The sequence below is a fragment of the Streptosporangiales bacterium genome (assembly GCA_009379825.1).
GTDB lineage: Bacteria > Actinomycetota > Actinomycetes > Streptosporangiales > WHST01 > WHST01.
The window spans coordinates 78,566-102,533 of record WHTA01000006.1 but is presented as its reverse complement, the minus strand read 5'-3'; the positions used below and the strand labels follow the sequence as shown (position 1 = coordinate 102,533).

Sequence of the window (23,968 nt, the reverse complement as noted above, 5' to 3'; positions counted from 1 at the left end):
ACCGATGACCGAGCCACGCGAGAACCTGCTCGCCTCCCCGCCCCCGACGCAGCTGCCCGACGACGCCGACGAGCGTGCCGCGCTGGCCGCAGCGGCTGATCCGGCCGAGGTCGTGCCGGCGTTCCCGTCCTCGTCGCTGGTCTGGGCCACGCTCGCCGACCGGGCGTACGAGGCTGGCGATGTCGTCGCTTCGTACTCATATGCACGCACCGGGTACCACCGCGGGCTCGATCAGTTGCGGCGAGCGGGCTGGCACGGGCATGGTCCAGTTCCGTGGGAACACGAACCGAACCGCGGCTTTCTGCGGGCTCTGCATGCACTTGCCCGGGCGGCCGCGGCGATCGGGGAGGACGAAGAGGCGCAGCGCTGCGCGACGTTCCTCCGCGAGAGCAGCCGCACGGCTGCCGAGACACTCGGCCAGTGAACGCCGTTACAGCGGTGACAGAGGTGCGTGCCTGATGCCTGCGATCGTGCTGCTCGGTGCCCAATGGGGTGACGAGGGCAAGGGCAAGGTCACCGACACCCTCGGCAGCGCCGTCGACTACGTGGTGAAGTTCAACGGTGGCAACAACGCCGGCCATACGGTGGTCATCGGCGACGAGACGTACGCCCTGCACCTGCTGCCCAGCGGAATCCTCACGCCCGGCGTGGTTCCCGTGATCGGCAACGGCGTCGTCATCGACCTGAACGTGCTGTTCGAGGAGATCGACGCGCTCGTCGCGCGCGGCGTCGACCCATCCGCGCTCGTGGTGAGCGCGAACGCACACGTCATCGCCTCGTACAACCAGACGGTCGACAAGGTGACCGAGCGCTTCCTCGGCAACCGCAAGATCGGCACGACCGGCCGCGGCATCGGCCCTACCTACGCGGACAAGATGAACCGCGTCGGCATCCGGGTGCAGGACCTGTTCGACGAGAAGATCCTCAGGCAGAAGGTCGAAGGCGCCCTGGAGCAGAAGAACCACCTGCTGGTGAAGGTCTACAACAGGCGCGCCGTGGACGTGGACGAGGTGGTCGACGAGCTACTCGCGCACGCCGACCGGCTGCGCCCGATGGTCGCCGACACCTCGCTGCTGCTCGACCAGGCGCTCGACGCCGGCAGGACGGTGCTGCTCGAGGCGGGCCAGGCGACCATGCTCGACGTCGACCACGGCACGTACCCGTTCGTCACCTCGTCGAGCACGACGGCCGGCGGTGCGTGTGCCGGCTCGGGTATCGGTCCGACCCGCATCGACCGGGTGGTCGCAGTCGCGAAGGCGTACACGTCGCGGGTGGGTGAGGGGCCGTTCCCTACCGAGCTGCTCGACGACAGTGGCGAGCGGCTGCGCGATCTCGGCCACGAGTACGGCACCACGACCGGCCGGCCGCGCCGCTGCGGCTGGCTCGACCTGGTGGTGCTGCGCTACGCGGCGCGGGTCAACGCGCTCACCGACCTGTTCATCACCAAGCTCGACGTGCTCGACACGTTCGACAAGATCCCCGTGTGTGTCGGCTACGAGGTCGACGGCGAGCGGCTCGACGACATGCCGCTCACGCAGACCGGTTTCCACCACGCGACGCCGGTGTACGAGTACCTCGACGGCTGGTGCAGCGACATCACCGGTGCCAGGTCGTTCGCCGATCTGCCGGCCGAGGCGCAGGCGTACGTGCGCACGGTGGAGGAGTTCACCGGGGTGTCGGTGTCCGGCGTCGGCGTCGGTGCCTCCCGCGACGCGGTCGTCCAGCTCCGCGACCTGCACTGAGGTCGTAGGGTGCAGGACATGTCCGACGATCACCCTGCACCGCCGGCCCGCGCCTCGGACGCCGACCGCGAACGCGTCGCCGAGCTGCTCAACGAGGCGCTCGCCGACGGCCGGCTGGCCGTTGACGAACACAAGGAGCGCATCGACCGGCTCTACGCCACCAAGACGCACGCAGAGCTGACGCCGCTGACCGCCGACCTGGGCACCGTGGGGCGCGACGTCGAGCGCCGGCGGTCCGCGGACGCGGTGCCGGTCGAGCGGGTGGCCCCGCAGGTCGCGATCCTCGCGTCCACCATGGTGCGGCCGACCGGCCGGGTGCGGGGGCGGATGTCAGGCGTCGGTTTCTTCGGCAGCGCGCGCATCGACCTGTCGTACGCGACGGTCGACGAGGGAGGCGTGCAGATCTCTGCGCAGGCGATCATGGGTTCGGTAGACATCGTCGTGCCGGCGAACGCCAGGGTGAACCTGACGGGTATGCCGCTGCTCGGCGCGCTCAGCCCCACCAGGGAGCCGGGACCAGCCGACGGTCCACGGATTGACATCAAGGCGGTGGCGCTGCTCGGCTCGATCACCGTGCACCGCGCCGAGCCCGAGGAGCTCGAACAGTAGCCCTACGGCTGGTCCCCACTGAGTTCCAGGGCGCCCACCCTGAGTAGGCTCGCCGGTCGTGAAGGTCTTGGTCGTAGGCAGCGGCGGTCGCGAGCACGCGTTCGTCCGCGCGCTCGCCGCGGATGGCGGCGTCACGCAGCAGTACGCGGCGCCAGGCAACCCCGGCATGGAGGCGCAGGCGGAGGTACATGCGGTCGCGGTCGACGATGTCGCCGCGGTGGTGGACCTCGCGCGCCGGCTGGGCGTCGACCTGGTCGTCGTCGGCCCGGAGGCGCCGTTGGTCGCCGGGCTCGCGGACGCGCTGACGGAGGCGGGCATCGCCTGCTTCGGCCCGACGGCCGCCGCCGCGCAGCTGGAGGGCTCAAAGGCGTTCGCCAAGGACGTGATGTCGGCGGCCGGGGTGCCGACCGCTGCCGCGCACACCTGCGAGTCGCCGGCCGAGGTGGAGAAGGCGCTGGACGCGTTCGGCGCGCCGTACGTGGTGAAGCAGGACGGGTTGGCCGGCGGCAAGGGCGTGCTCGTCACGCCAGACCGGGCCGCCGCCGTCGCGCACGCCTCCGCTGCCGGCAAGGTGGTGGTCGAGGAGTACCTCGACGGCCCCGAGCTGTCCGTGTTCGCCGTCACCGACGGCACGACCGTGGTGCCGCTGCAGCCGGCGCAGGACTTCAAACGCGCGTACGACGGCGACGACGGGCCGAACACCGGTGGCATGGGCGCGTACTCGCCGCTGCCGTGGGCGCCGCCCGACCTGGTTGACCAGGTGCTTGCGCAGGTCGTGCAGCCGACCGTGGACGAGATGCGCCGCCGCGGCACGCCGTTCGCCGGCATGCTCTACGCCGGGTTGGCCGCCACCAGCCGTGGCCTGCGGGTGGTGGAGTTCAACTGTCGGCTCGGCGACCCGGACGGGTTGGTCGTGCTCGCGCGGCTGCAGTCGCCGCTCCTGCCGTTGCTGCATGCCGCGGCCGTCGGCGACCTCGCCGCCGTGCCGGCACCGGCCTGGTCAGGCGCCGCGGCGGTGACCGTCGTCGTCGCCGCGGAGCACTACCCGGCCGCGCCGGTGAAGGGCGACCCGATCGAGGGCCTGGCCGAGGCGGCGGCGGTGCCAGGAGCGTACGTCCTGCATGCCGGCACCAAGCGCACCGGCGACGCGCTGGTCACCGCAGGCGGCAGGGTGCTCGACGTGATCGGCACCGGCCCGACGGTGGCGGCCGCCCGACAGACGGCGTACCAGGCACTTGGCCACGTCCGCATCCGCGGCAGCCAGCACCGCACGGACATCGCAGCCGCCGCGGCGCACAGCTAGCGGAGCTCGGTCAGTCGCGGGTCGTGGTCCGGCGCTCGACGTCCTGGCGGTCGTCGAGGTCCGGGCGCAGTGCGGTACCGAGGCCGGCGCCCTGCGGTGGCGCGATGGTGCCGTCGGCGACCGTCGGCAGCGCCGTGACCAGGTCGCCGTACCAGCCGTAGTACGCCGCCCGTACGAACTCCTGCACCAGCGCGTTGGGTGCGGAGGTGGACAGGTGCGTGCACGCGGTCAAGGCGACCGGACCCGTGCAGTCGTGCGGGGCCACGGGCACGCCGTAGGTGTCCGCCAGGGTCGCGATCTTGCGCGCCTCGGTGAGGCCGCCGGTCCAGGTGAGGTCGACGGTGACGACGCCGAGTGCCTGCTCGGCCAGCAGCGGGAGGAAGGCAGCGCGACCGGCGAGTGTCTCGCCCGCAGCGATCGGGATGTCGGTCCGCCGGCTGACCGCCGCCAGGCCGTCGACCAGGTCGGCACGCACCGGGTCCTCCAGCCAGGACGGCTGATACGGCTGCAGGGCCGCCGCGATCCGCTGCGCTGCGGGCACGTTCCACAGACCGTGCAGTTCGACCATGACGTCCATCGCGTCGCCGACCGCGTCGCGGATCAGCCGGAACGGCTCGGTGGCCCGGCGCAGCTCGTCCGGGCTCAGGTGGGTGCCCCGGCTGGCCTCCGCGTACGGGTCGAACGGCCAGATCTTCATGCCGTTGATGCCGGACGAGAGCAGGTCGGTGGCAAGCTTTCCGGCGTCGTGCAGGAAGGCGTACAGGTCTTCGTACGGCCCGGTGGGCTGTTCTTCGACGCCCCAGTTGGCGACGTTCTGGCCGGTGTGCTGCCTGATGTAGCGGGTGCCGGCGCAGGTGTTGTAGAGCCGGATGCGTTCGCGGGTGCGGCCACCGAGCAGGTCGTGCACAGGTAGCCCGGAGGCGTTCCCGAGTAGGTCCCACAGCGCGATGTCGACCGCGGACCGCGCACGGGTCTCCACACCCGTGCCAGCGAAGCCGACGTAGCCGGCCAGCGCCCCGTTGAGGTGCTCGATCTGCCGCGAATCCTCGCCGAGCAGCTTCGGCGCGACGGCGTCGTGGATGTGCGTGGCCACCGCGGCCGCACCGTAGAACGTCTCCCCGAGTCCGACCAGGCCGTCGTCGGTGAACACCTGCACGAACAGCAGGTTGGGGAACTCGCCGACACGCACCGTGTCGACGCGATCGATGATCACGCCCCACCGCCGATCAGCCGCTCCTCGGCGTCCTCGGTGAACTGGCTGAGCGCCGACGAGATCACCGACTGCAGCGAGGCGCCCTTGCCCAACAGGTCGTCGACCTTGCGCATGGCGATGCGTTCGAGCGACTCGTCGAGGTCGCTGCCGTACGTGCGGAGCGCGAGCGTCAGGTGTTCGGTCATCGCCGCGCCGGCCGCGGCCGCATCCCTGTTCTCGATCGCGGCGAGCACCTGCCGGTGGTACGGCACCCCCTCTGCGGCGACGTGCGGATCGTCCAGGCTGCGCAGCATCTGCTCGAACACGAGTCCGGAGATCGAACCGAACATGATGTCGAGCACCGGGTTGTGCGAAGCCCGGGCGAGGAGCGCGTGGAACGCGATGTCCGCCTTCGCCCTGCCGATCACGCCGGTGGCCCGGTCGAACCCTTCCAGCGCACGCCCCATCGCCGCGACGTCGTCGTCGGTGGCGCGCTCGGCGGCCAGCGCCGCGGCCTGGCCCTCCAGCATGGTGCGTGCCTCGACGAGCTGCCGCGGCGTGGTCTGCCCGCGGCGGTAGAGCACTTCGACCAGGCGGCCGGCGTCCAGTGCGCCAACGGCGCGGACGAACGTGCCGCGGCCGGGGGAGATCTCGACGAGCCCGCGCTCCTGCAGCTCCCTGAGCACCTCGCGGACGACCGGCCGGGAGATGTGGAAGCGTTCGGCGAGCTGTCGCTCGGACGGCAGCTTGGCGCCCGGCTCGGTGCCACCGTCCAGGAGCTCGTTCGTCAGGCGCTCCAACAGCGCCTGCCGTGGGACATCGATCTGCGCCGCCATGCCACCCCGTCCTTCCGTGTATACCCGTTCGCCGAGGCTTGACGCCTTGCCGCGCTAAGTGCACAGTAGTGCGGTATGAGCGGTATGACCAGTCAGACCACTCTATCCAGAGACCCGTAGACACCGAAAGTGCGCAGGTGACTAACGGTGTTGACCAGCGGCAGCCGCCCGCTCGCCATCGCGATGTGGGACTTCTCCTGGCTCGAACGCCGCTGGTCCGGCGGCGGTTACGAGGACTGGGGAGCAGCGCTCGACGGTCTCGCCGAGCGTGGCTACGACGCGGTTCGTATAGACGCGTACCCGCACCTGGTGGGCATCGACCCGCAGCGGGAGTGGGAGTTGCGCCCGGTGTGGACCCAGCACGCCTGGGGTGCACCTGACCGGCTCCGGGTGCGGGTGCAACCGGCGTTGAACGAGTTCATCGCAGCCTGTGCGCAGCGCGGCATCGCGGTCGCACTGTCGTCCTGGTTCCGCGACGACCGCAGCGCAGCGCGGATGACCATTGCGAACCCGCGGCGACTGGGCGAGATGTGGGTACGCACGCTGGACGGCATCGCCGCGGACGGCCTGATGGGGCACGTGCTCTACGCGGACCTCTGCAACGAGTACCCGTTGCCGCTGTGGACACCGTTCCTCTACGGCACGGAAGAGGGCGAACCGGCGTCCAGGACCGACCCCGAGGTCGTGCGCTGGATGGCGGAGTCGATCGCGACCGTGCGTGCACGGCATCCGGGCGTGCCGTACTGCTTCTCGTTCTGCAACGAGTTCGACAGCTACGCACAACAGGACGTCGATTGCCTCGACTTCCTCGAGCCGCACCTGTGGATGGTGCAAGAAGAGTGCAGCGACTTCTACCGGCGGCTCGACTACGGACTCGGCCCGGACCGGTTCGACCCGGCGCACTACAGCCGCCTGGCCGCGCGTGGCGAGGCGCTGTACCGCAGCGACCCGGAGCACTGGCAGGCCCGGTTGGACGGGCACATCCGCCGCGCAGCCGACTGGTCCAGGCATGTCGCGAAGCCGCTGATCACCACCGAGTGCTGGGCGATCGTCAACTACAAGGACTGGCCGGGACTCGACTGGGGCTGGGTCAAGGAGCTCTGCGAGCACGGCCTGACGACCGCGCTGGCGACCGGTCGGTGGGCCGCGCTCGCGACCAGCAACTTCTGTGGCCCGCAGTTCGCCGGCATGTGGCGCGACGTGGGCTGGCACCAGCGTCTGACCGCGCAGATCCACGACTGCGCGACCAACCTCTCTGCGGACGAGAGTCCGGTCGTCCGGCAGCTTACGAAGGAGTGAGAGTCGTGTCATCGACCAGTCGGCAATCCCCGAGTACGGCCATGCGTCGCCCGACCCGGCGCAGCTTCCTGCGAACGGTGGGCGCGGGTGCATCTCTTGCCGCGGCGGCTCCGTTGCTCTCCGCGTGCGGCAGTGGCGGTTCAGGTGAAGCATCGCTGACCTACTGGACACACCAGTACGACCCGGCGATCGGCGTGAACAAGAGGTTGATCAAGGAGTTCCAGAAGAAGAACCCAGGCATCACCATCACGTACGACTACGTGCCGCACGCCAACTACGAGCAGAAGTTGTTCACCGCGCTCGCCGGCGGTACCGGACCTGACGTCTTCTGGGCCGGCGACTGGTTGGTCCCGCAGTTCATGGAGAACAACGTGATCGCGCCCGTCGATTACGCGGCGTTCGGGGTCAAGGACAAGGACGAGTTCCTCGCGCTGTTCGACGAAGGTGCGCTTGACCCGTTCGTCAAGGCGCCGACGTCTACAGCGGTGGTGTCTCCGAGTACGAGGTGCTGAGCCTCTTCTACCACCCACAGCACCTGGTCGGGGCGAACCTGCCGAAGACGCTGTCGAAGGACGATCCGGTGAGCTGGCACCAGCTCGCTGAGTACGCGGGTAAGACCGTCGAGAAGAAGGGCGGCAAGCGCACCCGTAACGGGCTGCAGTGGGAGTTGAACGTCAACATCTGGTCGGTCCTCGTCCTGGAGCCGCTGGTGCGTCAACTCGGCGGCGAGATCTACGACGAGAAGGCGGGCAAGCCGTTGTTCACCTCACCCGAAGTGGTGCAGGTGATGGAGTTCCTGCGGGACCTGCGCTTCGAACATCAGGCCATCGATCCCGCCTTCTACACACCGAACAACGTGGTGCAGTACTTCGCCGAGGACCGGCTCTCCATGAACGTCAGCGGGCCGTACCAGCCGTCGCTCATCGAGGACACCAACCCGGACGCCGAGTACCGGGCCGCCCCGCTGCCCGTGATGGAAGGCGGAGAACGGGTGACGACCGTGTACTCGTGGGCCTGGTTCGTGAACGCGAACGCCGACGACAAGAAGCAGCAGGCCGCGTGGAAGTTCGTGGACTTCCTCACCAAACAGGGCAAGCTCTGGTGGGACGAGGTGCGGTACCCGCAGGCACGCAAGCTCGAGGTAGCGGGCGGCAAGAGCATCAACGACTACCGCACGGGGACCTCCCCGACGTTCGCCGTATCGCTCGAGGACTACGAGTACGGCAGGTACCAGTTCAGGTCTACCGACTACTACAAGGTCGCGTCGGCGCTGCAACGTGCGCAATCGAGGGTGCTGCAGGGGCAGGACGTCAAGGCGACGCTGGCGAAGGCGCAGAAAGAGGCGGAGGCGTAGGAACGGGCATGGCTACCTCGGCCACCACCGACCGTCGCGCGTTGCCCGCTACGCCCAGACGATCGCGGCGGGCACCGGTACGGGAAGTCAAGTACGGCATCCTCTTCGCGCTGCTGGCCATCGTGTTCTTCGCGGTCTTCTACGTCTACCCGCTCGGCTGGGCCGGATGGATCAGCCTGCAGGACTGGAACCTGCTCGGCGCACCGCGGTTCGTGGGTGCGGCGAACTACCTGCGCCTACTGACCGACGCGGAGTTCCTGAACTCGTTGAAGGTCACGCTGTACTACACGATCGGCACGGTGGCACCGATCTGGGTGATCGCGCTGGGCCTCGCCCTGGTGATCAACCGCGCGTTCCGGTTCAGGCAGGCGTTCCTCGCCGCGTACTATCTGCCGGCGGTCGTGTCGTTGACGGTCTGGTCGCTCGTCTGGCTGCTCATGTTCAACCCGTCGTTCGGCCTGCTGACGGTGATCACGGAGCCACTGGGGCTGGGCACCGTGCGGTGGTTGTCCAGCGAGAACCTGGCCATGCCCTCGCTGATCCTGTTGAGCGTGATCAAGGGCATCCCCGTGTACATGCTCATCTACCTGATCGGCTTGCGGGCCATCCCTGAGGAGTACCACGAGGCCGCTCGGGTGGACGGAGCCAACGCGGTGCAGCGGTTCTGGTACGTCACCTTGCCGCTGCTGCGGCCGGTGATGCTCTACGTAGCCGTCATCTCGATCATCACGGCGTTCCAGGTGTTCACGCCCGCATACCTGCTGACCCACGGTGGTCCGGGTTCGGCTACCCGGGTGCTTCCGATCTTCGTCTATCAGCATGCCTTCGAGTACTTCGAGATGGGCTACGCGAGCGCCGCCTCGATCGTGCTGTTCCTGCTCCTCATGGTGCTGACCGTGGTGCAGTTCCGGCTACTGCGTGCGCGCACATGAAGGGGACGAACATGCGATTAGCTGTGGAAGCCGCGGTGCGTAGGACGGGCTTCTACGTACTGCTCACCGCAGGGCTACTGCTCATGCTCGCTCCTGTGCTGTGGATGGTGTCGGCGTCGTTCATGGGCAGGGACGACATCATGTCCAGCCCCGTCAACCTGTTGCCGCCGAGTTGGCGGCTGCGCAACTACGCCGAGATCTTCACTGCCTTCAACATCGGTCACTACATCATGAACAGCGGCATCGTGACGGGCACTGTCATCGCGCTCAACGTGGTGTTCTGCACCATGACCGGGTACAGCCTCGCGAAGTTCCGCTACCCGGGCCGCAACCTCGTCTTCGGTTTCATCCTCGGCACGTTCATGATCCCGTTCACAGTCATCGCCATCCCGTTGTACCTGCTGGTGCGCTCGCTCGACTGGATCGACAGCTACCAGGGCCTGATCGCACCGTTCGCGCTCACCGCGTTCGGTGTGTTCCTGATGCGCCAGTTCATCGCCAGCATCCCGGACGAGTACATCGAGGCAGCGCGTATCGACGGCGCCAGTGAGTTGCGGATCTTCCTGCGGATCATCACTCCGCTGTGCCGTCCCGCGATGGCGACGCTGGCCGTGCTCACGTTCGTCACCAACTGGGACGAGTTCCTCTGGCCGTTGATCGTCACCACGACGGACGCGCACAGGACGGTGACGATCGGGCTCGCGCACTTCCTCGAGCAGCACCAGAACCAGTGGCACCTGCTGATGGCGGGAGCCGTAGTGGCCGCGCTTCCCTCGGTCATCATCTTCCTGCTCGCGCAACGCAAGTTCCTGGAGAGTGCCGGCGGCATCTCCGGCATCAAGTAGACCTAGGCCAAGGAGGCCCGAGTGGCGGTGGTACCCGAGACGGAGCTGACGGTCGGCGGCCGCGATGGCCAGCCGTTGCTGTACCTCGACCCGGACACGGGGCTGCCGGTGGCCGTGGCCGGCCGGTCCGAACGCCGGCAACCGATCGCGGTTGCGGCGACGCTGCGCACCGGAGGCGACGAGGTCTACCTGCCACCACACGATCTCGGCTATCTGGACACCGTCGACCTCGACCGGTTCACGGTGGTCCCCGGCTCGCTGCGACGCCGCGTCGACGGCCCTGCGGACGTCTACACGATCACCGCGGAAGCCGACGGCTGGACGCTGCGGTGGGAGTACACGCTCCGCTCGCGCAGCCCGCGGCTGGCGATCGCCGTCGAGCTGACACCGGCAGCCGGGGCTGCGGCCGCGACCTTGCGCGACCTGCGGTTGACCTTCGACGTGCGGGTGCCCGATCTCGGGACATGGTGTGTGGAGGCACCGGGCAACGAGCTCCGCCCGGGGCTTTCCGCGGCGGCGCTCGAGGAGGAGGAACTGGCGATCTCCACCGCGGGCGGCGTACGCGGCTCGACCGGACTGGTCGTCCTGCACAGGGACGAGCACACGGTCGTGGTGTGGCCACTGTGTCGCACCGAGGTCGGGGACGTGCGGGTGCGCAGCCTCCCCGAGGCGCTGCGGGTGGACGTACGGACCGGACTGGCCGGGCACCTCGAGGAGACCGAGGCGCTGCGCTACGAGGCGGTGCACCTGGACGTCCTCGACGCGAGTTGGCCGCAGGTACGTGACCAGGTCCCGTCGTGGTACCCCGGTCTCGGCATCGCCACTCCGGGCGACCGGCCTGACTGGATCGCTCCCGCCAGCATCTTCGAGGTGCAGATCGGCTACTCGGTCTTCGCCGGTGACTACCGCTACGGTCCATATCCGGACGCCCGGGCGCTGCTCGACGACCTGCCGCGGATCCACGAGCTCGGCTACGACGTGCTGCAGATCATGCCGCGGCAGCCGTACCCCAGCTACAACGTGCACGACTACGCCGACATCACCACCACGTACGGCGACGAGGCAGTGCTGCGCGAAGTCGTCGCGACCTGTCACCGGCACGGGATGAAGGTGATCCTCGACATCCTGCTGCACGGCGTCATCGACATGGAGGTGATGGCGCAGACGGCCGACCGGGTGCGGCGCGGACCGTACTTCGAGCGACTCGCGGAAGGCAGCACCCAGTTCTGGGGGAGCGGTGCGGCGGCCGTCGACGCGCGCGACATCGCCTGGTCGCGGCACATTCTCGACTTCGAGCAGTACTGGTCGGACGGCTCACCCGCGCGTCACCCACTTGCCGAGCGACATCCTGAGTGGTTCCTGCGCGACTCGGCCGGGGAGGTCATCGGCATCTACACGAAGGCGTTCGACGTCGCCAACGCGTCCTGGCAGGAGTACTTCTGCGCGGCGGCGGAGCAGCTGGTGCGCAGGCTCGACGTCGACGGCTTCCGCTTCGACGCGCCGACGTACACCGCGTTGCCGAACTGGTCGCCGACGACCAGGCGGCGGGCGAGCTACTCGCCGTTGGGTTGCCTGGAGCTGTTCGGGAAGCTGCGGCCACGGCTGCGGAAGCTCAACGACTCGATCATGCTCTACACCGAGCCGTCCGGTCTGCTGTTCCGGCAGACCATGGACATCACGTACAACTACGACGAGCAGTGGTTGATCCCCGCCGTGCTCGGGGCACGGACGGGAGTGCGGGCGTGCGGCGTCCGGGATGCCGCGGATCTGGCCGCGTGGTTCCGCGACCGCGACGCCGTGCTGCCCGAAGGCTCGGTGATCGCGCACCACATCGACTCGCACGACACGTTCTGGTGGCCGTTGCCCGGCGAGAAGTGGCGCCGTGAGCAGTACGGTCTCGACGCCACGAGGGCGTTGCTCGCGGTCTTCGCGCTGGGCGGCGGCGCGTACATGACGTTCGTGGGTGGCGAGGCAGGCATCGAGCCGGATGTACGCAGGGTGCACCGGCTGCGCCGCGAGCACCCGGAGATTCGCCGTGGTGTCACCGACTACGCGGCCGTCGAGGTCGACGACCGTGCCGTCTACGCGGTCGTCCGCCGTAGCGGGCGGCGGTGCAGCGTGGTGCTCGTCAACCTATCCGCGACACCGGTGGATACCGGCTGCTCGATCGACGCCGAGCGGCTCGGTCTCGGTGAGGGCCGGTGGTGCTGCGGGACGTCTGGGACGACGCCGGCGACTGATGGTTGCGGCGGTCGTCGGCGCGGTTGGTCGGTGCCGGGTGGCGCACGCCGATAGCGTTCGGCTCGTACCAGGTTCGTGTGCTCGACGTGGAAGGAGGCGGCGACTGATGGTTGCGGCCGACCCGTCGAACCCGCTCGGGCTCACCGACCGGGTGGTGCTGGTCTCCGGAGGCGCCGGAGCCATCGGGCGGGTGATCGTCGAGACGTTGCACCGCTTCGGCGCCACGGTCGTGGTGAACGACGTGCTGCCGACCACCGACGCCCGTGCGGTGTTGCCGGCGGGCGACCGGGTGGTGTACCTGTCTGCCGACACCGCGGACCAGCAGGCCGTCGACGGGCTGCTCGACGACTGCGTGCGCGAGCTCGGGCGGTTGCCGGACGCCGTCTGCTGTCACGCCGGCGTCGCCGCGTCGCACCCGGTGCACGAGTTCCCGCTCGACGAGTTCGACCAGTTGGTGCGGGTGAACCTGCGCGCGGCGTACGTCCTCGCCAGGGCGGCGGCGGCGCGCTGGGTGGCGGACGGCGTCGCGGGCCAGCTGGTCTTCACCACGTCCTGGGTGCAGGACGTGCCGTGGCCGGGCATCGCCCCGTACAGCGCGACGAAGGCGGCGCTGAAGTCGCTGACCCGGAGCTTCGCCCGCGAGCTCGCGCCGAACGGGATCAGGGCGAACGCGGTGGCGCCGGGCATCGTCGCGGCGGGAATGGCCAAGCGGCAGTGGCACACCGAGCCCGACTACCGGGCGCGTGCGCAGCGCGCGATCCCGGTGGGGTACCTGCAGCCGCCGCAGAGCGTCGCGGACACGTCCTGTACCTGCTCAGCCCGCTGGCCAGCTACCTGACCGGTCAGGTCCTCGTCGTCGACGGTGGTGCCAGCCTCTACCCGATGGACTGACCCGTCAGAGGATCGGTTCGGGGGCGTAGCTCGCGGCCTCGGGGTGGGACTTGGCGATCTCGTCCACGCGGGTGAGGACGGTGGACACCTGGGCGGCGGCCGCGCCGGTGAAGGTCAGCGGGTCGGCTAGCACCTGGTCGAGCTCGGCGCGGTCGAGCGGCAGCCGGTCGTCGGCGGCGAGCCGGTCGAGCAGGTCGTTGCCCTCCTGGCCCTGCTCCCGCATGGCGAGCGCGACGGCGACCGCGTGCTCCTTGATCGCCTCGTGTGCCTGCTCTCTGCCTACGCCCTTCTTCACCGCCGCCATCAGCACCTTCGTGGTGGCGAGGAACGGCAGGTAGCGGCGCAGCTCCCGGTCGATCACCGCCGGGTACGCGCCGAACTCGTCGAGCACCGTGAGGAACGTCTGGTACATGCCGTCCGCGGCGAAGAACGCGTCCGGCAGCGCCACCCGGCGCACAACGGAGCACGACACGTCGCCCTCCGCCCACTGGCCGCCGGCCAGCTCGGCGGTCATCGACTGGTAGCCGCGCAGCACCACCTGCAGCCCGCACACCCGCTCGCACGACCTGGCGTTCATCTTGTGCGGCATCGCCGACGAGCCCACCTGGCCGGGCTGGAAGCCCTCGGTGGCCAGCTCCTGGCCGGCCATCAGCCGGACGGTGGTGGCGAGGCTGGCCGGCGCGGCCCCTGCCTGTACAAGCGCCGAGAGCACGTCGTGGTCGAGCGACCGCGGGTACACCTGGCCGACGCTGGTCAGCACCTGCGCGAAGCCGAGGTGTCTGGCGACGGCCGCCTCCAGGTCGGCGAGCTTCGCCTCGTCGCCGCCGAGCAGGTCGAGCTGGTCCTGCGCGGTGCCCATCGGGCCCTTGAGGCCGCGCAGCGGGTACCGGCGCAGCAGCTCGTCGATCCGGTCGTACGCGACGAGCAGCTCCTGCGCGGCGTTGGCGAACCGCTTGCCCAACGTCGTCGCCTGCGCGGGGACGTTGTGGCTGCGGCCGACCATGACCAGCTCGGCGTGCTCACCCGCGAGCGCCGTCAGCCGTACGAGCGTCGCGACCACCCGGTCCCTGACGATGCCGAGCGCGTCGCGTACCTGCAGCTGCTCGACGTTCTCGGTCAGGTCGCGCGAGGTCATGCCCTTGTGCACGTGCTCGTGGCCGGCGAGCGCGCTGAACTCGTCGATGCGGGCCTTCACGTCGTGCCTGGTGTGACGTTCCCGCTCGACGATCGAGGCCAGGTCGACCTGCTCGGCCACCCGGTCGTACGCCTCGAGCACCCCGTCCGGCACTTCGACGCCGAGCTCGCGCTGCGCGCGGAGCACGGCCAGCCACAGCCGGCGTTCGAGCACGACCTTGTGCTCCGCCGACCACAGCCGCGTCATGGCGGCGGACGCGTAGCGGGTGGCGAGCACGTTCGGGAGCGGGGCACCGGTCATGCGCCCAGTCTCCCACCGGGACGCCGGTCAGCCCGCCTGGCGGCCGAAGAACGCGGCCAGCCGGTCGTACGCCGGTGCGTCCGCCGGCACCTGCACCTCAGGGCCGAACGCCTTGCCCTCGGCCTCCGTGCCGCGGAACGCCGGCTGCAGCGCGCCGCGGGCCCAGTCGAGCGCGTGCTCGGCGATCTCGGGATCCAGGTCGGCGCGCTGTCCGGTGGCGGTGACCAGGTCCCAGGTGTGCGCGGCGCACTCGGTCACCTGCTGGTCGATGACGAACCGCAGCGGCAGCTCGCCGATGCCCAGGTCCACCTTGCGGTCCAGGTCGCCCGCGGCCTGCCAGGCGGCGAGCAGCTCGTCGGCCCGTGCGCGGAACGCACCCGGCCAGTCGTCGCCGGGGTCGGCGGCCGATGCGGGCATGCCGGGGGACTCGCCCCGTGCCCGGGCGGCGAAGGTGCCAAGCACGTCCACCAGGTGGCCGACCAGCGCCCGCACGTCCCACGAACTGCACGGGGTCGGTAGGTGGGCCTGGTCGGGACGGATGCCCGCGATGACCCGCTCGGTCTGGTCGAGTGCGCGGTCAAGCAGGGCCAGCGGTTCGGTCGCCACGATCTCTCCTCAGCTGTCGAGCAGGTCACCGAGCTTGGTGACGGTGTTCCAGTTCCTCGTGGTCACGGTGACCCCGAGGTGCTTGGCGACGAAGTCGCCGACCGGAGGGGCGGCCACCAGCCCGTCCGGGCACCACTGGTAGATCACCCGGTCGCCGACGCGGACCCGCTCCGGGTCGAGCTCGACCGGGTCGTGGGCGGCGAGGACAGCCGGCTCCGGAGGTACGGAAAGGAAATGTGCCATCAGCCGCGAGCCGTTGGTGGCGATCTGGCCAAGCGGGTTGTCCGCGACCGTGGCGCGCATCTCGTCGGCCGTACGTACGAGGCACGGCACGTCCATGGCGAACTCCGCCGCGAGGGCGGCTTCGAGCTCCTTCTCCAGGTCCGCCGGTTCCATGTCGTCGCCGGTGAAGACGGCGTTGCCACTGTTCAGCACGGTCCACACGTCGCGGTAGCCGAGCCGGTCGAGCAGGGCGCGGAGGTCGGCCATGGGGACCTTACGCGTGCGGCCGAGGTTGATGCCCCGCAGCAGCGCCGCGTACCTCGCCATGACTACCTCCGCTCCCTCGGCGCCGCAGCTACTGCTGCGCCGCGAGCCACTCGTCGACGCGCCGCTGCGCCTCCCCGCGGGAGATGTCCTCGATGCGCGTCATGACCGCCCAGCGCCGGCCGTACGGGTCCAGGATGCTCCCGAACCGGTCGCCGGTCACGAAGTCTTGCACCGGTTCGCGCAGGGTTGCACCCGCGGCCACGGCACGGGCGACGGTGGCGTCGGCGTCCGCGCAGTAGAGCGCCAGCGACGCCGAGCCCTGGTCGTCGGTGCCGGGCGAGACCAGCCCGAAGGCAGGGTTCGGGTCGCCGAGCTGCAGCATCGAGTCGCCGATCCGCAGCTCCGCGTGCGCGACCTTGCCGTCGGGGGTGTCGTTGCGGCTGATCACCTCGGCGTCGAAAACCTGCTGGTAGAACTCGATCGCCTTCGCCGCGTTGGTGACGACGATGAACGGCGTGAGGCTGCGGTAACCGGCTGGCAGCGGGATGTCGTCGGATGTGGTCACGGGGGTTGCTTCTCCTGGTGTCGTCGTAGGGCGGGAGTACTGTCGATGAGGTCGATCCTCGTCGCGTTCGTTCCCTGCGTCTTGTAAGAACGCGACACCGCCGAGTAGAGGGAGCGTGACGGCGGTGCCGACCGGCCCGACCACGAGTACGAAGGGCATCCTGCAGCCCAAACAGGCCGCCGAGCACATCGACCTGCGGCGGTACCCGGCCGCGCCCGACGTCGGACGCTTCGTGGAGCGCTACTGGGCGGTGCACTGGAGCCTCGGGCCCGGCGAGAGCTACGCGGTGCGGCTGATCTCGCATCCTTGCGTGAACGTCACCTTCCTCGACGGTGTCGGCGCCCAGGTGCACGGGGTGGGCACGACCACGTCCACCCACCCGTTGTCAGGCTCCGGCTCGGTGTTCGGCGTGAAGTTCCGGCCCGGCGGGTTCCGGGCATTCGCGGACCGTCCGGTGGCAGCGCTCACCGACAGGTCGCTGCCGATGCGCGAGTTGTTCGGGCCGGCCGCGGACGGGCTCGCGGCGACCGTTGCGGAAATCGATACCGACGGCCGCCGGGTCGAGGTGGTCGAGGTGGTCGAGGAGTTCCTGCGCCGCCGGCTGCCCGCCGCCGCCGACGCGACGTACCTCCGGCTGACCGAGATGGCCGCGGTGATGTTGGAGGACCGGTCCATCACCCGGGTCGGTCACGTCGCCGACCGCTTCGGGATGTCCGTGCGCTCGTTACAGCGCGTATTTCATAAGTACGTCGGCGTTGGTCCGAAATGGATGATCAGGCGCTACCGACTGCACGACGGCGCCGAGCTGCTCGCGACCGACAAGAGTGCCGACGTCGCCAGTTTGGCGGTACAACTCGGGTGGTTCGACCAGGCGCATTTCACCCGCGATTTCCGTGCACATGTCGGCGCGTCCCCGGTGGAATATGCGATGGCCTGCGCCGCCGCCGAAGACCGGAAACCGCTGGCGCTTCTCGGTAGCTGAGTTGTTTGGACAGCCGACAAGTGTGTGTCAAGGAATGAAGTTGTGCCGCCGTAGTCGTACCGTCGCAGTGATTGGAGTTTCTGTATCGGGTACGGAAAGGGCTACTCTCGTCTCGGAGGATTTGAAAGCTGGTCGGTGTGCGCCCCAATCAAGACTTGTCGGTGACGGCCGCGAGCGGCGGCTCCGTCACGAACGCGCCCTGGACGCCGCCGGCGCTGTCGTACACCTCCAGGCAGCTGCACATCGCACACGAGCAGTTCGTCGCCACCGGCATGCTCGGCGCGCAGGTGCGTGCACTCGTCGCCGACTCGTGGCGGCGGTGTGCCGACGGTGGCGTCGACCCGGAGAGCGCCGCGCCGCTCGAGCTGGTCGGTGACGAGCTCGACGAGTACCGACAGGCCAGCCCGATGGCCGCGGTACTGCCCATCGTCAGGGAGCTGCTCGTCGACGATGCACACGACAACTCGTTCATCGTGGTCATCAGCGATGGAAACGGGCGCGTGCTGTGGGTCGAGGGCGATCACCGGCTGCGCGCCGGTGGTGAGCACGTCAACCTGGTCGAGGGCGCGAACTGGCGCGAGGACCTCGCAGGTACCAACGCGGCCGGCACGGCGTTGCTCCTCGACCAGCCGCTCCAGGTGGCGGGTGCCGAGCACTTCAAGCGCAAGGTCCAGCCCTGGAACTGCGCGGCCGCACCCGTGCACGACCCGTCGACCGGCCTGGTGCTCGGCACGGTGGACGTCACCGGCGCCGGCCCGGTCGCCCTGCCGAACGCGCTGACCATGGTGAAGGCCGTGGTCGCCGCGGCGGAAGGCGAGCTGCGGCTGCGCCAGTTGATCGGCGCGGGCCGGCACGCGGCCGGCCGCCTGAAGATGCCGCCACCGATCGTGCCGAGTGCACGGCTGGAGGTACTCGGTACTGACGCCGCCGTGCTCCACATGCCGGCCCGCACGACGCGGCTCAGCCAGCGGCACGGCGAGCTGCTGCTGCTGTTGGCCATGCACCCGGAGGGCCTGACGGCCGAGCAGTTGTCCGTACGGCTGCACGAGCACGACGTGCAGTCGGTGACGATCAGGGCGGAGATGTCGCGGTTGCGGCGCATCCTCGGCGGGGCGTTCCTCGCCTCCCGCCCGTACCGCATCCTGGAGCGGCTCGACACGGACATCGACGACCTGCGCCGCGCGCTCGATCGCGGTGCGTTCACCGAGGCGCTCGACCTGTACGCGGGACCGGTGCTCCCGCGGTCGGAGTCGCCGACGATCATCGAGGCGCGGGAGGAGATCCGGCGCCATCTCAGGGACACCCTGCTCGGCCACGCCTCGCCCGAGGTGCTGCTGCGCTACGCGGAGGACTCCGACGGGCGCGAGGACGTCGAGGTGTGGCAGGCCTGCCTCGACCGGTTGCCGGCCGATTCGCCGACGTACAGCAGAGTGCGCAGCCAGCTGCACTGGTTGCACCGTCAACTGTCTATCGCAACCTAGTTGCAACGTTGGCCCTCGTAATGTCGCCTGGACGGTGACCACCGACCACGTCACCGGCATGGGCGAGTACGCCGCCCATGTGGTTAGTACCGGAGGCGGTGGGGGTGCTACACCGCCTCCGGTCCACCACGCACGGAGGTTGTCGGCCGGTCACGGGGGAACCGGTCGACTGCCGGTCAGAACCGGCGCCACCACAGGTTGACGGCGTAGTCGACGCCCGTCCCCTGGTGCTCCGCGATGACCTCCGCGGCCACCTGCGGGTTGAACTCGATCCCGACCACCGCCTCGAAGTCCGCCCGGTCGGCGAACTGCCAACGCATGTCGACGGTGTGCCTGGTCCAGCCGCGGCGCGCCCAGAAGTCCTCCACCGCTCGCGGGTCGTACCGGGGGAACGTGCGCCTGAACCAGCCGCCGAACGTGCTCCGCGTGGCGTCGTTGTCGATGACGAACGCCACCCCGTCGCGCCGCATCACCCGGCTGAGCTCGGCCAGCCCGGGCTCGCAGCCGGGGCCGAAGAAGTACGCCCACCGCGCATGCGCGACGTCCACCGACCGGTCCGGCACCGGCAGCGCCTGCGCGACGCCGGCCCTTACCCGCACGTTCGGCAGCCCCGCACACCGGCGGCGGGCCGCGGCGACCAGCCCGTGGTGCGGCTCGACCCCGACGACGCGTGCGGCCGACGCCGCGAACCAGGGCAGGTGGTAGCCGGTGCCGCAGCCGACGTCGAGCACGTTCGCGCCGGCCCAGTCGCGGATCTCGCGTATCGCCTGCTCGATCGCGCCGTCCGGGTCGACGCCCTCGTTCTCCTTCTCGTAGGTACGCGGATGGCGCCAGATGTTCGGGCTCGGGCGGGCACCCGTGACGGCGTCGGACACGCAGCCGAGGATACGCTCAGTGCGAGGACCGTCCCCGCGCCGAATGCCCAGCCGAAGGAGAACGATGGCCCGCGTCGTGGTCGATGTCATGCTGAAGCCCGAGCTGCTCGATCCGCAGGGGCAGGCAATCGCGAAGGCGCTCGAACGGCTCGGGCACGCCGGTGTCACGTCGGTGCGGCAGGGCAAGCGGTTCGAGCTGGAGGTCGAGGGCGAGGCCGACGCCGCCGCGCTCGAACGGGTCCGCGGCATCGCCGACACGTTGCTCGCCAACCCGGTGATCGAGGACTTCACCGTCCGCGCCGAGCCGTGAGGTCCTCGCGGTACTCTGCGAGCGTCCGCACAATCCCGAGCCTGGAGTCTTCGGTGTCGTCACCTCGCGTTGGCGTGGTCACTTTCCCCGGGTCGCTCGACGATGGCGACGCCCGCCGGGCGGTACGGTTGGCCGGCGCAGAACCGGTCGCCCTCTGGCACGGCGACGACGACCTGCACGGGGTCGACGCGGTCGTGCTCCCCGGCGGCTTCTCGTACGGCGACTACCTCCGCTGCGGCGCGATCGCCAGGTTCGCGCCTGTGATGAACTCGCTGATCGCCGCGGCCGGCCGCGGGCTGCCGGTGCTTGGGATCTGCAACGGCTTCCAGGTGCTGTGTGAGGCGCACCTGCTGCCAGGTGCGCTCGTGGCCAACGACCACCAGCACTTCGTCTGCCGCGACCAGCGGCTGCGGATCGAGACCGCGCGCACGGCGTGGACCAGCGGCTACACGGACGGCCAGCAGGTCGTCATCCCGCTGAAGAACGGGGAAGGCGGCTACGTCGCCGACGACGCGACCCTGGACCGGCTGGAGGGTGAGGGCCGGGTCGTCGGCAGGTACCTCGAGGTGAACCCGAACGGCTCCGCCCGCGACATCGCGGGCGTCTGCAACGAGGCGGGCAACGTGGTCGGCCTGATGCCGCACCCGGAGCACGCGGTCGACGAGCTGACCGGCCCGACCACCGACGGCCTGCCGATCTTCGCCTCGGTGCTGACCCGACTGGTGGAGGTCTCCGCTTGATGACGGCGACGACGGACGCGCAACAGCTGGACACGGTCGAGCGGGCGGCGGCGACACCCGAGGTCGCGCTCCCGTTCTTCGCCTCGGTGCTGACCCGACTGGTGGAGGTCTCCGCTTGATGACGGCGCCGATAACGACGGTCGCGCGGCAGCTGGGCACGGTCGAGCGGGCGGCGGCGATAACACCCGAGGTCGCGCTCCCGTTCTACGCCTCGGTGCTGACCCGACTGGTGGAGGTCTCCGCTTCATGACGGCGCCGACGGACGCGCAACAGCTGGACACGGTCGAGCGGGCGGCGGCGACACCCGAGGTCGCGCTGCCGTATGGCGAGCTCGGCCTGACGGCGGACGAGTACCAGCGGATCGAGCAGATCCTCGGCCGGCGGCCCACCGCGAGCGAGCTGGCCATGTACTCGGTGATGTGGAGCGAGCACTGCTCGTACAAGTCGAGCAAGGTGCACCTGCGTACGTTCGGCGAGCGGGCGCCGGCGAGCGACGCGCTCATGGTCGGCATCGGCGAGAACGCCGGCGTCGTCGACATCGGCCAGGGATACGCGGTCACGTTCAAGGCGGAGTCGCACAACCACCCGTCGTTCGTGGAGCCGTACCAGGGCGCCGCCACCGGCGTCGGTGGGATCGTCCGCGACATCCTCGCCATGGGCGCCCGGCCGGTCGGGGTGATGGACGCGCTGCGGTTCGGCCCGGCCGAGGCACCGGACACCTCGCGCGTGTTGCCCGGCGTGGTCGCCGGCGTCGGCGGGTACGGCAACTGCCTCGGCCTGCCGAACATCGGCGGCGAGGTGTCTTTCGACCCGTGCTACCTCGGCAACCCGCTGGTGAACGCGCTGTGCGTCGGGGTGATGCGGCACGAGGACGTCACCCTCGCCAAGGCACCTGGCCCGGGCAACAAGGTGGTGCTGTTCGGCGCGAAGACCGGCGGCGACGGCATCGGCGGCGCGTCGGTGCTCGCGTCGGCGACGTTCGACGGCGAGGGCAAGCCGGCGAAGCGGCCGAGCGTGCAGATCGGTGACCCATTCACCGAGAAGCTGCTGATCGAGTGCTCGCTCGAGCTGTTCCGCGCCGGGCTGATCGTCGGCCTGCAGGACCTCGGCGCCGCCGGCCTGTCGTGCGCCACCAGCGAGCTCGCGTCCGCGGGCACCGGCGGCATGGACGTCGTACTCGACGACGTGCCGCTGCGCGACCCGTCGCTCACGCCGGAAGAGATCCTGATGAGCGAGTCGCAGGAGCGGATGATGGCGGTCGTCGAGCCGGCCAACGTCGACGCGTTCCTGGCCACCTGCGCCAAGTGGGAGGTTGAGGCGACCGTCGTCGGCACGGTCACCGACGGCGGCCGGCTGCGGATCAGCTGGCACGGGCAGACCATTGTGGACGTCGAGCCTGGCACCGTCGCGCACGAGGGGCCGGTGTACCAGCGGCCGTACGAGCGACCGTCCGCGCTCGACGTCAGCCGGGCGAACGACCCGGTGGTGCTGCCGCGGCCCGCCACCGGCGACGAGCTGCGGTCGACCCTGCAGCGGCTGGTCGGGTCGCCGGAGCTCGCGAGCAAGGACTGGGTGACCGACCAGTACGACAGGTACGTGCTCGGCAACACCGTGCTCGCCACGCCGGACGACGCCGGCGTGCTGCGGGTGGACGAGGAGTCCGGGCTCGGCGTCGCGCTCGCGCTCGACGGCAACGGCAGGTACTGCGCGCTCGACCCGTACGTCGGGGCGCAGCTGGTGCTCGCCGAGGCGTACCGGAACGTGGCGGTCAAGGGCGCCCGGCCGGTTGCGGTCACCGACTGCCTGAACTTCGGCTCCCCGGAGGAGCCCGGCGTGATGTGGCAGTTCGCCGAGACCGTCCGCGGCCTCGCCGACGGCTGCCTGGCGTTGGGCACGCCGGTGACCGGCGGCAACGTGAGCTTCTACAACCAGACGGGGGAGCAGCAGATCCACCCCACCCCGGTGGTCGGCGTGCTCGGCGTGCTCGACGACGTCACCGACCGGCTGCCCGTCGGCTTCCCCGAGGACGACCTGCTGCTCTACCTGGTGGGCACGACCAGGGAGGAGCTCGGCGGGTCGGTGTGGGCGCACGTCGAGCACGGCCACCTCGGTGGTCAGCCGCCGCTGGTCGACCTGGCGGTCGAGCGGGCGCTCGGCGAGCTGATGCAGCGGCTGACCGGCGGCGGCCTGGCGCAGGCGGCGCACGACCTGTCGCACGGCGGGCTGTCGCAGGCGCTGGTGGACAGCTGCCTGGCCGGCGGTCGCGGCGCAACCGTCGCGTTGCCGGCGGGCATCGACCCGTTCGTCGCCCTGTTCAGTGAGTCGAGCGGCCGGGTGCTCGTAGCGCTGCGCGGCGACGCCGAGCACGAGTTCATCCGGCACTGCCGTGAGCTGAGCCTCCCGTACGAGCACCTCGGCGCGGTAACCGGCGACGCGCTGCGCTTCCGCGAGCACGAGGCCGACCTGGACGGCACCCCGCTGTTCGAGGTCTCGCTGGCGCAGCTGCGCGAAGCGTCCACGGGCACGCTGCCCGGCCTGTTCGGCTAGACCAGGTCGGTCGGTCGGAAAGTCACCTCGACCGGCTGCTCGACCGCGACGACACCGACACCGGTCACCGTGGCCGCCGCGGTGTAGGTGCTGTCGTCGCCGAGCTCCAACACGGTGACCGAGGGCTCGTCCGGGTCGAGCATCCAGTACGAAGGCACGCCAGCGCGCTCGTACAGGTTGCGCTTGGTCACCAGGTCGTAGCCGCGGTTCGACGGTGACAACACCTCGACGGCGAGCAGCGGCGGCGGAACCGGACCGTCGCGGTTGTCGCGGGGAGCACGAGGATGTCCGGTTCCACCTGGCTACGCGGACCGGCGTCCACATCGAACGGGGCAACCACGACCTCGAGGTGTGCGGGCGCTGCGGCGCGTAGTGCGCTCGCGAGTTCGAGGAGACCGCGCTGGTGGATGCGGCGGGGCGCGGGGCTCAAGACGACGACTCCGTCGACCAGCTCGTGCCGGCGCCGGTCGTCGGGCAGCTCGTCGAGGTCCGCTACGTCGAAGCCTCCGGCGCGGCTGAGGTAGATCGTGCCTTCGACGATCTGCACGATCGCGTCGGGAGGGTACGCCTGCAACTCGCCAATGGTCACCGTGTCCTGGACGGTCATGACAGTCATGGTCGCTCCGTTCGCTGCTCATCTGTCAAGTCTGAGCGCGCGATGACCCCGTTCCCTCGCCGTCCACAGGGCAACCTG

Annotated in this window: 24 protein-coding genes and 1 pseudogene; 16 read left to right on the top strand and 9 right to left on the bottom strand. The window is 70.0% G+C overall.

The window, feature by feature from the left end; translation table 11 throughout:
- Positions 1-4 precede the first annotated feature (4 nt).
- Genes GEV07_05095 through purD form a run of 4 tightly spaced genes read left to right on the top strand, consistent with a single transcriptional unit; the run spans position 5 to position 3,654 of the window.
- Complete coding sequence (locus tag GEV07_05095; protein MQA02112.1) at positions 5-424, top strand: DUF3151 family protein; 420 nt, start codon at positions 5-7, stop codon at positions 422-424.
- 34 nt (positions 425-458) lie between these two features.
- Entirely contained in the window at positions 459-1,742 is a 1,284-nt protein-coding gene (locus GEV07_05090) for an adenylosuccinate synthase (GenBank protein MQA02111.1), read from the top strand.
- Positions 1,743-1,760: 18 nt separating this feature from the next.
- Positions 1,761-2,351, top strand: coding sequence for a DUF1707 domain-containing protein (locus GEV07_05085; protein MQA02110.1), 591 nt, complete (start codon positions 1,761-1,763; stop codon positions 2,349-2,351).
- Between the two features lie 58 nt (positions 2,352-2,409).
- Positions 2,410-3,654: a phosphoribosylamine--glycine ligase gene (gene purD, locus GEV07_05080; protein MQA02109.1), complete on the top strand. Its 1,245-nt coding sequence runs from the start codon at positions 2,410-2,412 to the stop codon at positions 3,652-3,654.
- Positions 3,655-3,664: 10 nt separating this feature from the next.
- Here the strand turns inward: purD and GEV07_05075 are convergent, their stop codons facing one another.
- Both GEV07_05075 and GEV07_05070 read right to left on the bottom strand, forming a co-directional pair.
- Positions 3,665-4,867 carry a mandelate racemase/muconate lactonizing enzyme family protein gene (locus GEV07_05075; GenBank protein ID MQA02108.1) on the bottom strand — a complete coding sequence of 401 codons (1,203 nt, stop codon included), beginning with the start codon at positions 4,865-4,867 and terminating at the stop codon, positions 3,665-3,667.
- A complete protein-coding gene (locus GEV07_05070; protein MQA02107.1) occupies positions 4,864-5,682 on the bottom strand; it encodes an FCD domain-containing protein in 819 nt (272 codons plus the stop codon). The genes GEV07_05075 and GEV07_05070 overlap by 4 nt, the downstream gene beginning before the upstream one ends.
- Positions 5,683-5,865: 183 nt before the next feature.
- Between GEV07_05070 and GEV07_05065 the strand changes: the two genes are divergently transcribed.
- The 7 genes and pseudogenes from GEV07_05065 (at position 5,866) to GEV07_05035 (ending at position 13,244) form a co-directional block, all read left to right on the top strand.
- Complete coding sequence (locus tag GEV07_05065; GenBank protein ID MQA02106.1) at positions 5,866-6,981, top strand: cellulase; 1,116 nt, start codon at positions 5,866-5,868, stop codon at positions 6,979-6,981.
- Between the two features lie 41 nt (positions 6,982-7,022).
- A complete protein-coding gene (locus tag GEV07_05060; protein ID MQA02105.1) occupies positions 7,023-7,493 on the top strand; it encodes an extracellular solute-binding protein in 471 nt (156 codons plus the stop codon).
- Positions 7,487-8,335: an extracellular solute-binding protein gene (locus GEV07_05055; protein MQA02104.1), complete on the top strand. Its 849-nt coding sequence runs from the start codon at positions 7,487-7,489 to the stop codon at positions 8,333-8,335. The genes GEV07_05060 and GEV07_05055 overlap by 7 nt, the downstream gene beginning before the upstream one ends.
- Positions 8,336-8,343: 8 nt before the next feature.
- Entirely contained in the window at positions 8,344-9,267 is a 924-nt protein-coding gene (locus GEV07_05050) for an ABC transporter permease subunit (GenBank protein ID MQA02103.1), read from the top strand.
- Positions 9,268-9,278: 11 nt separating this feature from the next.
- Complete coding sequence (locus tag GEV07_05045; protein ID MQA02102.1) at positions 9,279-10,112, top strand: ABC transporter permease subunit; 834 nt, start codon at positions 9,279-9,281, stop codon at positions 10,110-10,112.
- A gap of 21 nt (positions 10,113-10,133) precedes the next feature.
- Positions 10,134-12,407 carry a DUF3459 domain-containing protein gene (locus GEV07_05040; GenBank protein MQA02101.1) on the top strand — a complete coding sequence of 758 codons (2,274 nt, stop codon included), beginning with the start codon at positions 10,134-10,136 and terminating at the stop codon, positions 12,405-12,407.
- Between the two features lie 52 nt (positions 12,408-12,459).
- Positions 12,460-13,244, top strand: a pseudogene (locus GEV07_05035) (SDR family oxidoreductase).
- A 4-nt stretch (positions 13,245-13,248) separates the two neighbouring features.
- On the opposite strand, the gene GEV07_05030 reads toward GEV07_05035, so the two are convergent.
- Genes GEV07_05030 through GEV07_05015 form a run of 4 tightly spaced genes read right to left on the bottom strand, consistent with a single transcriptional unit; the run spans position 13,249 to position 16,498 of the window.
- Positions 13,249-14,679, bottom strand: coding sequence for an adenylosuccinate lyase (locus tag GEV07_05030; protein MQA02100.1), 1,431 nt, complete (start codon positions 14,677-14,679; stop codon positions 13,249-13,251).
- A gap of 27 nt (positions 14,680-14,706) precedes the next feature.
- Positions 14,707-15,288, bottom strand: a complete 582-nt coding sequence (locus GEV07_05025; GenBank protein MQA02099.1) for a TIGR03086 family protein — start codon at positions 15,286-15,288, stop codon at positions 14,707-14,709.
- A gap of 6 nt (positions 15,289-15,294) precedes the next feature.
- Positions 15,295-15,834 carry a DUF1697 domain-containing protein gene (locus tag GEV07_05020; GenBank protein MQA02098.1) on the bottom strand — a complete coding sequence of 180 codons (540 nt, stop codon included), beginning with the start codon at positions 15,832-15,834 and terminating at the stop codon, positions 15,295-15,297.
- Between the two features lie 28 nt (positions 15,835-15,862).
- Positions 15,863-16,498, bottom strand: a complete 636-nt coding sequence (locus GEV07_05015) for a VOC family protein (GenBank protein ID MQA02097.1) — start codon at positions 16,496-16,498, stop codon at positions 15,863-15,865.
- Between GEV07_05015 and GEV07_05010 the strand changes: the two genes are divergently transcribed.
- The gene (locus GEV07_05010) at positions 16,464-17,321 is read left to right on the top strand and encodes a helix-turn-helix domain-containing protein (protein MQA02096.1); all 858 of its coding nucleotides are present in this window, start codon (positions 16,464-16,466) and stop codon (positions 17,319-17,321) included. The two genes, GEV07_05015 and GEV07_05010, sit on opposite strands and share 35 nt — an antisense overlap.
- A gap of 272 nt (positions 17,322-17,593) precedes the next feature.
- Positions 17,594-18,802, top strand: a complete 1,209-nt coding sequence (locus tag GEV07_05005; protein ID MQA02095.1) for a GAF domain-containing protein — start codon at positions 17,594-17,596, stop codon at positions 18,800-18,802.
- A 176-nt stretch (positions 18,803-18,978) separates the two neighbouring features.
- On the opposite strand, the gene GEV07_05000 is transcribed toward GEV07_05005, so the two are convergent.
- Positions 18,979-19,767, bottom strand: a complete 789-nt coding sequence (locus GEV07_05000; protein MQA02094.1) for a methyltransferase domain-containing protein — start codon at positions 19,765-19,767, stop codon at positions 18,979-18,981.
- On the opposite strand from GEV07_05000, the gene purS reads away from it, so the two are divergent.
- From purS to purL, 3 genes are all read left to right on the top strand, one after another.
- A complete protein-coding gene (gene purS, locus GEV07_04995) occupies positions 19,742-19,987 on the top strand; it encodes a phosphoribosylformylglycinamidine synthase subunit PurS (protein MQA02093.1) in 246 nt (81 codons plus the stop codon). The genes GEV07_05000 and purS overlap by 26 nt on opposite strands.
- 32 nt (positions 19,988-20,019) lie before the next feature.
- Positions 20,020-20,727: a phosphoribosylformylglycinamidine synthase subunit PurQ gene (gene purQ, locus GEV07_04990; GenBank protein ID MQA02092.1), complete on the top strand. Its 708-nt coding sequence runs from the start codon at positions 20,020-20,022 to the stop codon at positions 20,725-20,727.
- Between the two features lie 246 nt (positions 20,728-20,973).
- Positions 20,974-23,274 carry a phosphoribosylformylglycinamidine synthase subunit PurL gene (gene purL, locus GEV07_04985; protein ID MQA02091.1) on the top strand — a complete coding sequence of 767 codons (2,301 nt, stop codon included), beginning with the start codon at positions 20,974-20,976 and terminating at the stop codon, positions 23,272-23,274.
- Here purL and GEV07_04980 read toward each other — a convergent pair.
- Positions 23,271-23,513, bottom strand: coding sequence for a hypothetical protein (locus tag GEV07_04980; GenBank protein MQA02090.1), 243 nt, complete (start codon positions 23,511-23,513; stop codon positions 23,271-23,273). The two genes, purL and GEV07_04980, sit on opposite strands and share 4 nt — an antisense overlap.
- The gene (locus tag GEV07_04975; protein ID MQA02089.1) at positions 23,462-23,890 is read right to left on the bottom strand and encodes a hypothetical protein; all 429 of its coding nucleotides are present in this window, start codon (positions 23,888-23,890) and stop codon (positions 23,462-23,464) included. The genes GEV07_04980 and GEV07_04975 overlap by 52 nt, the downstream gene beginning before the upstream one ends.
- Between the last annotated feature and the right edge of the window lie 78 nt (positions 23,891-23,968).

Bases quoted from the DNA above. Each gene is read 5' to 3' on its own strand.
- GEV07_05095 (MQA02112.1), top strand. From the start codon at position 5: ATGACCGAGCCACGCGAGAACCTGCTCGCCTCCCCGCCCCCGACGCAG.
- GEV07_05090 (MQA02111.1), top strand. From the start codon at position 459: ATGCCTGCGATCGTGCTGCTCGGTGCCCAATGGGGTGACGAGGGCAAG.
- GEV07_05085 (MQA02110.1), top strand. From the start codon at position 1,761: ATGTCCGACGATCACCCTGCACCGCCGGCCCGCGCCTCGGACGCCGAC.
- GEV07_05070 (MQA02107.1), bottom strand. From the start codon at position 5,682: ATGGCGGCGCAGATCGATGTCCCACGGCAGGCGCTGTTGGAGCGCCTG.
- GEV07_05065 (MQA02106.1), top strand. From the start codon at position 5,866: ATGTGGGACTTCTCCTGGCTCGAACGCCGCTGGTCCGGCGGCGGTTAC.
- GEV07_05060 (MQA02105.1), top strand. From the start codon at position 7,023: ATGCGTCGCCCGACCCGGCGCAGCTTCCTGCGAACGGTGGGCGCGGGT.
- GEV07_05050 (MQA02103.1), top strand. From the start codon at position 8,344: ATGGCTACCTCGGCCACCACCGACCGTCGCGCGTTGCCCGCTACGCCC.
- GEV07_05045 (MQA02102.1), top strand. From the start codon at position 9,279: ATGCGATTAGCTGTGGAAGCCGCGGTGCGTAGGACGGGCTTCTACGTA.
- GEV07_05030 (MQA02100.1), bottom strand. From the start codon at position 14,679: ATGACCGGTGCCCCGCTCCCGAACGTGCTCGCCACCCGCTACGCGTCC.
- GEV07_05020 (MQA02098.1), bottom strand. From the start codon at position 15,834: ATGGCGAGGTACGCGGCGCTGCTGCGGGGCATCAACCTCGGCCGCACG.
- GEV07_05015 (MQA02097.1), bottom strand. From the start codon at position 16,498: ATGCCCTTCGTACTCGTGGTCGGGCCGGTCGGCACCGCCGTCACGCTC.
- GEV07_05005 (MQA02095.1), top strand. From the start codon at position 17,594: ATGCTCGGCGCGCAGGTGCGTGCACTCGTCGCCGACTCGTGGCGGCGG.
- purS (MQA02093.1), top strand. From the start codon at position 19,742: ATGGCCCGCGTCGTGGTCGATGTCATGCTGAAGCCCGAGCTGCTCGAT.
- GEV07_05000 (MQA02094.1), bottom strand. From the start codon at position 19,767: ATGACATCGACCACGACGCGGGCCATCGTTCTCCTTCGGCTGGGCATT.
- purL (MQA02091.1), top strand. From the start codon at position 20,974: ATGACGGCGCCGACGGACGCGCAACAGCTGGACACGGTCGAGCGGGCG.
- GEV07_04975 (MQA02089.1), bottom strand. From the start codon at position 23,890: ATGACTGTCATGACCGTCCAGGACACGGTGACCATTGGCGAGTTGCAG.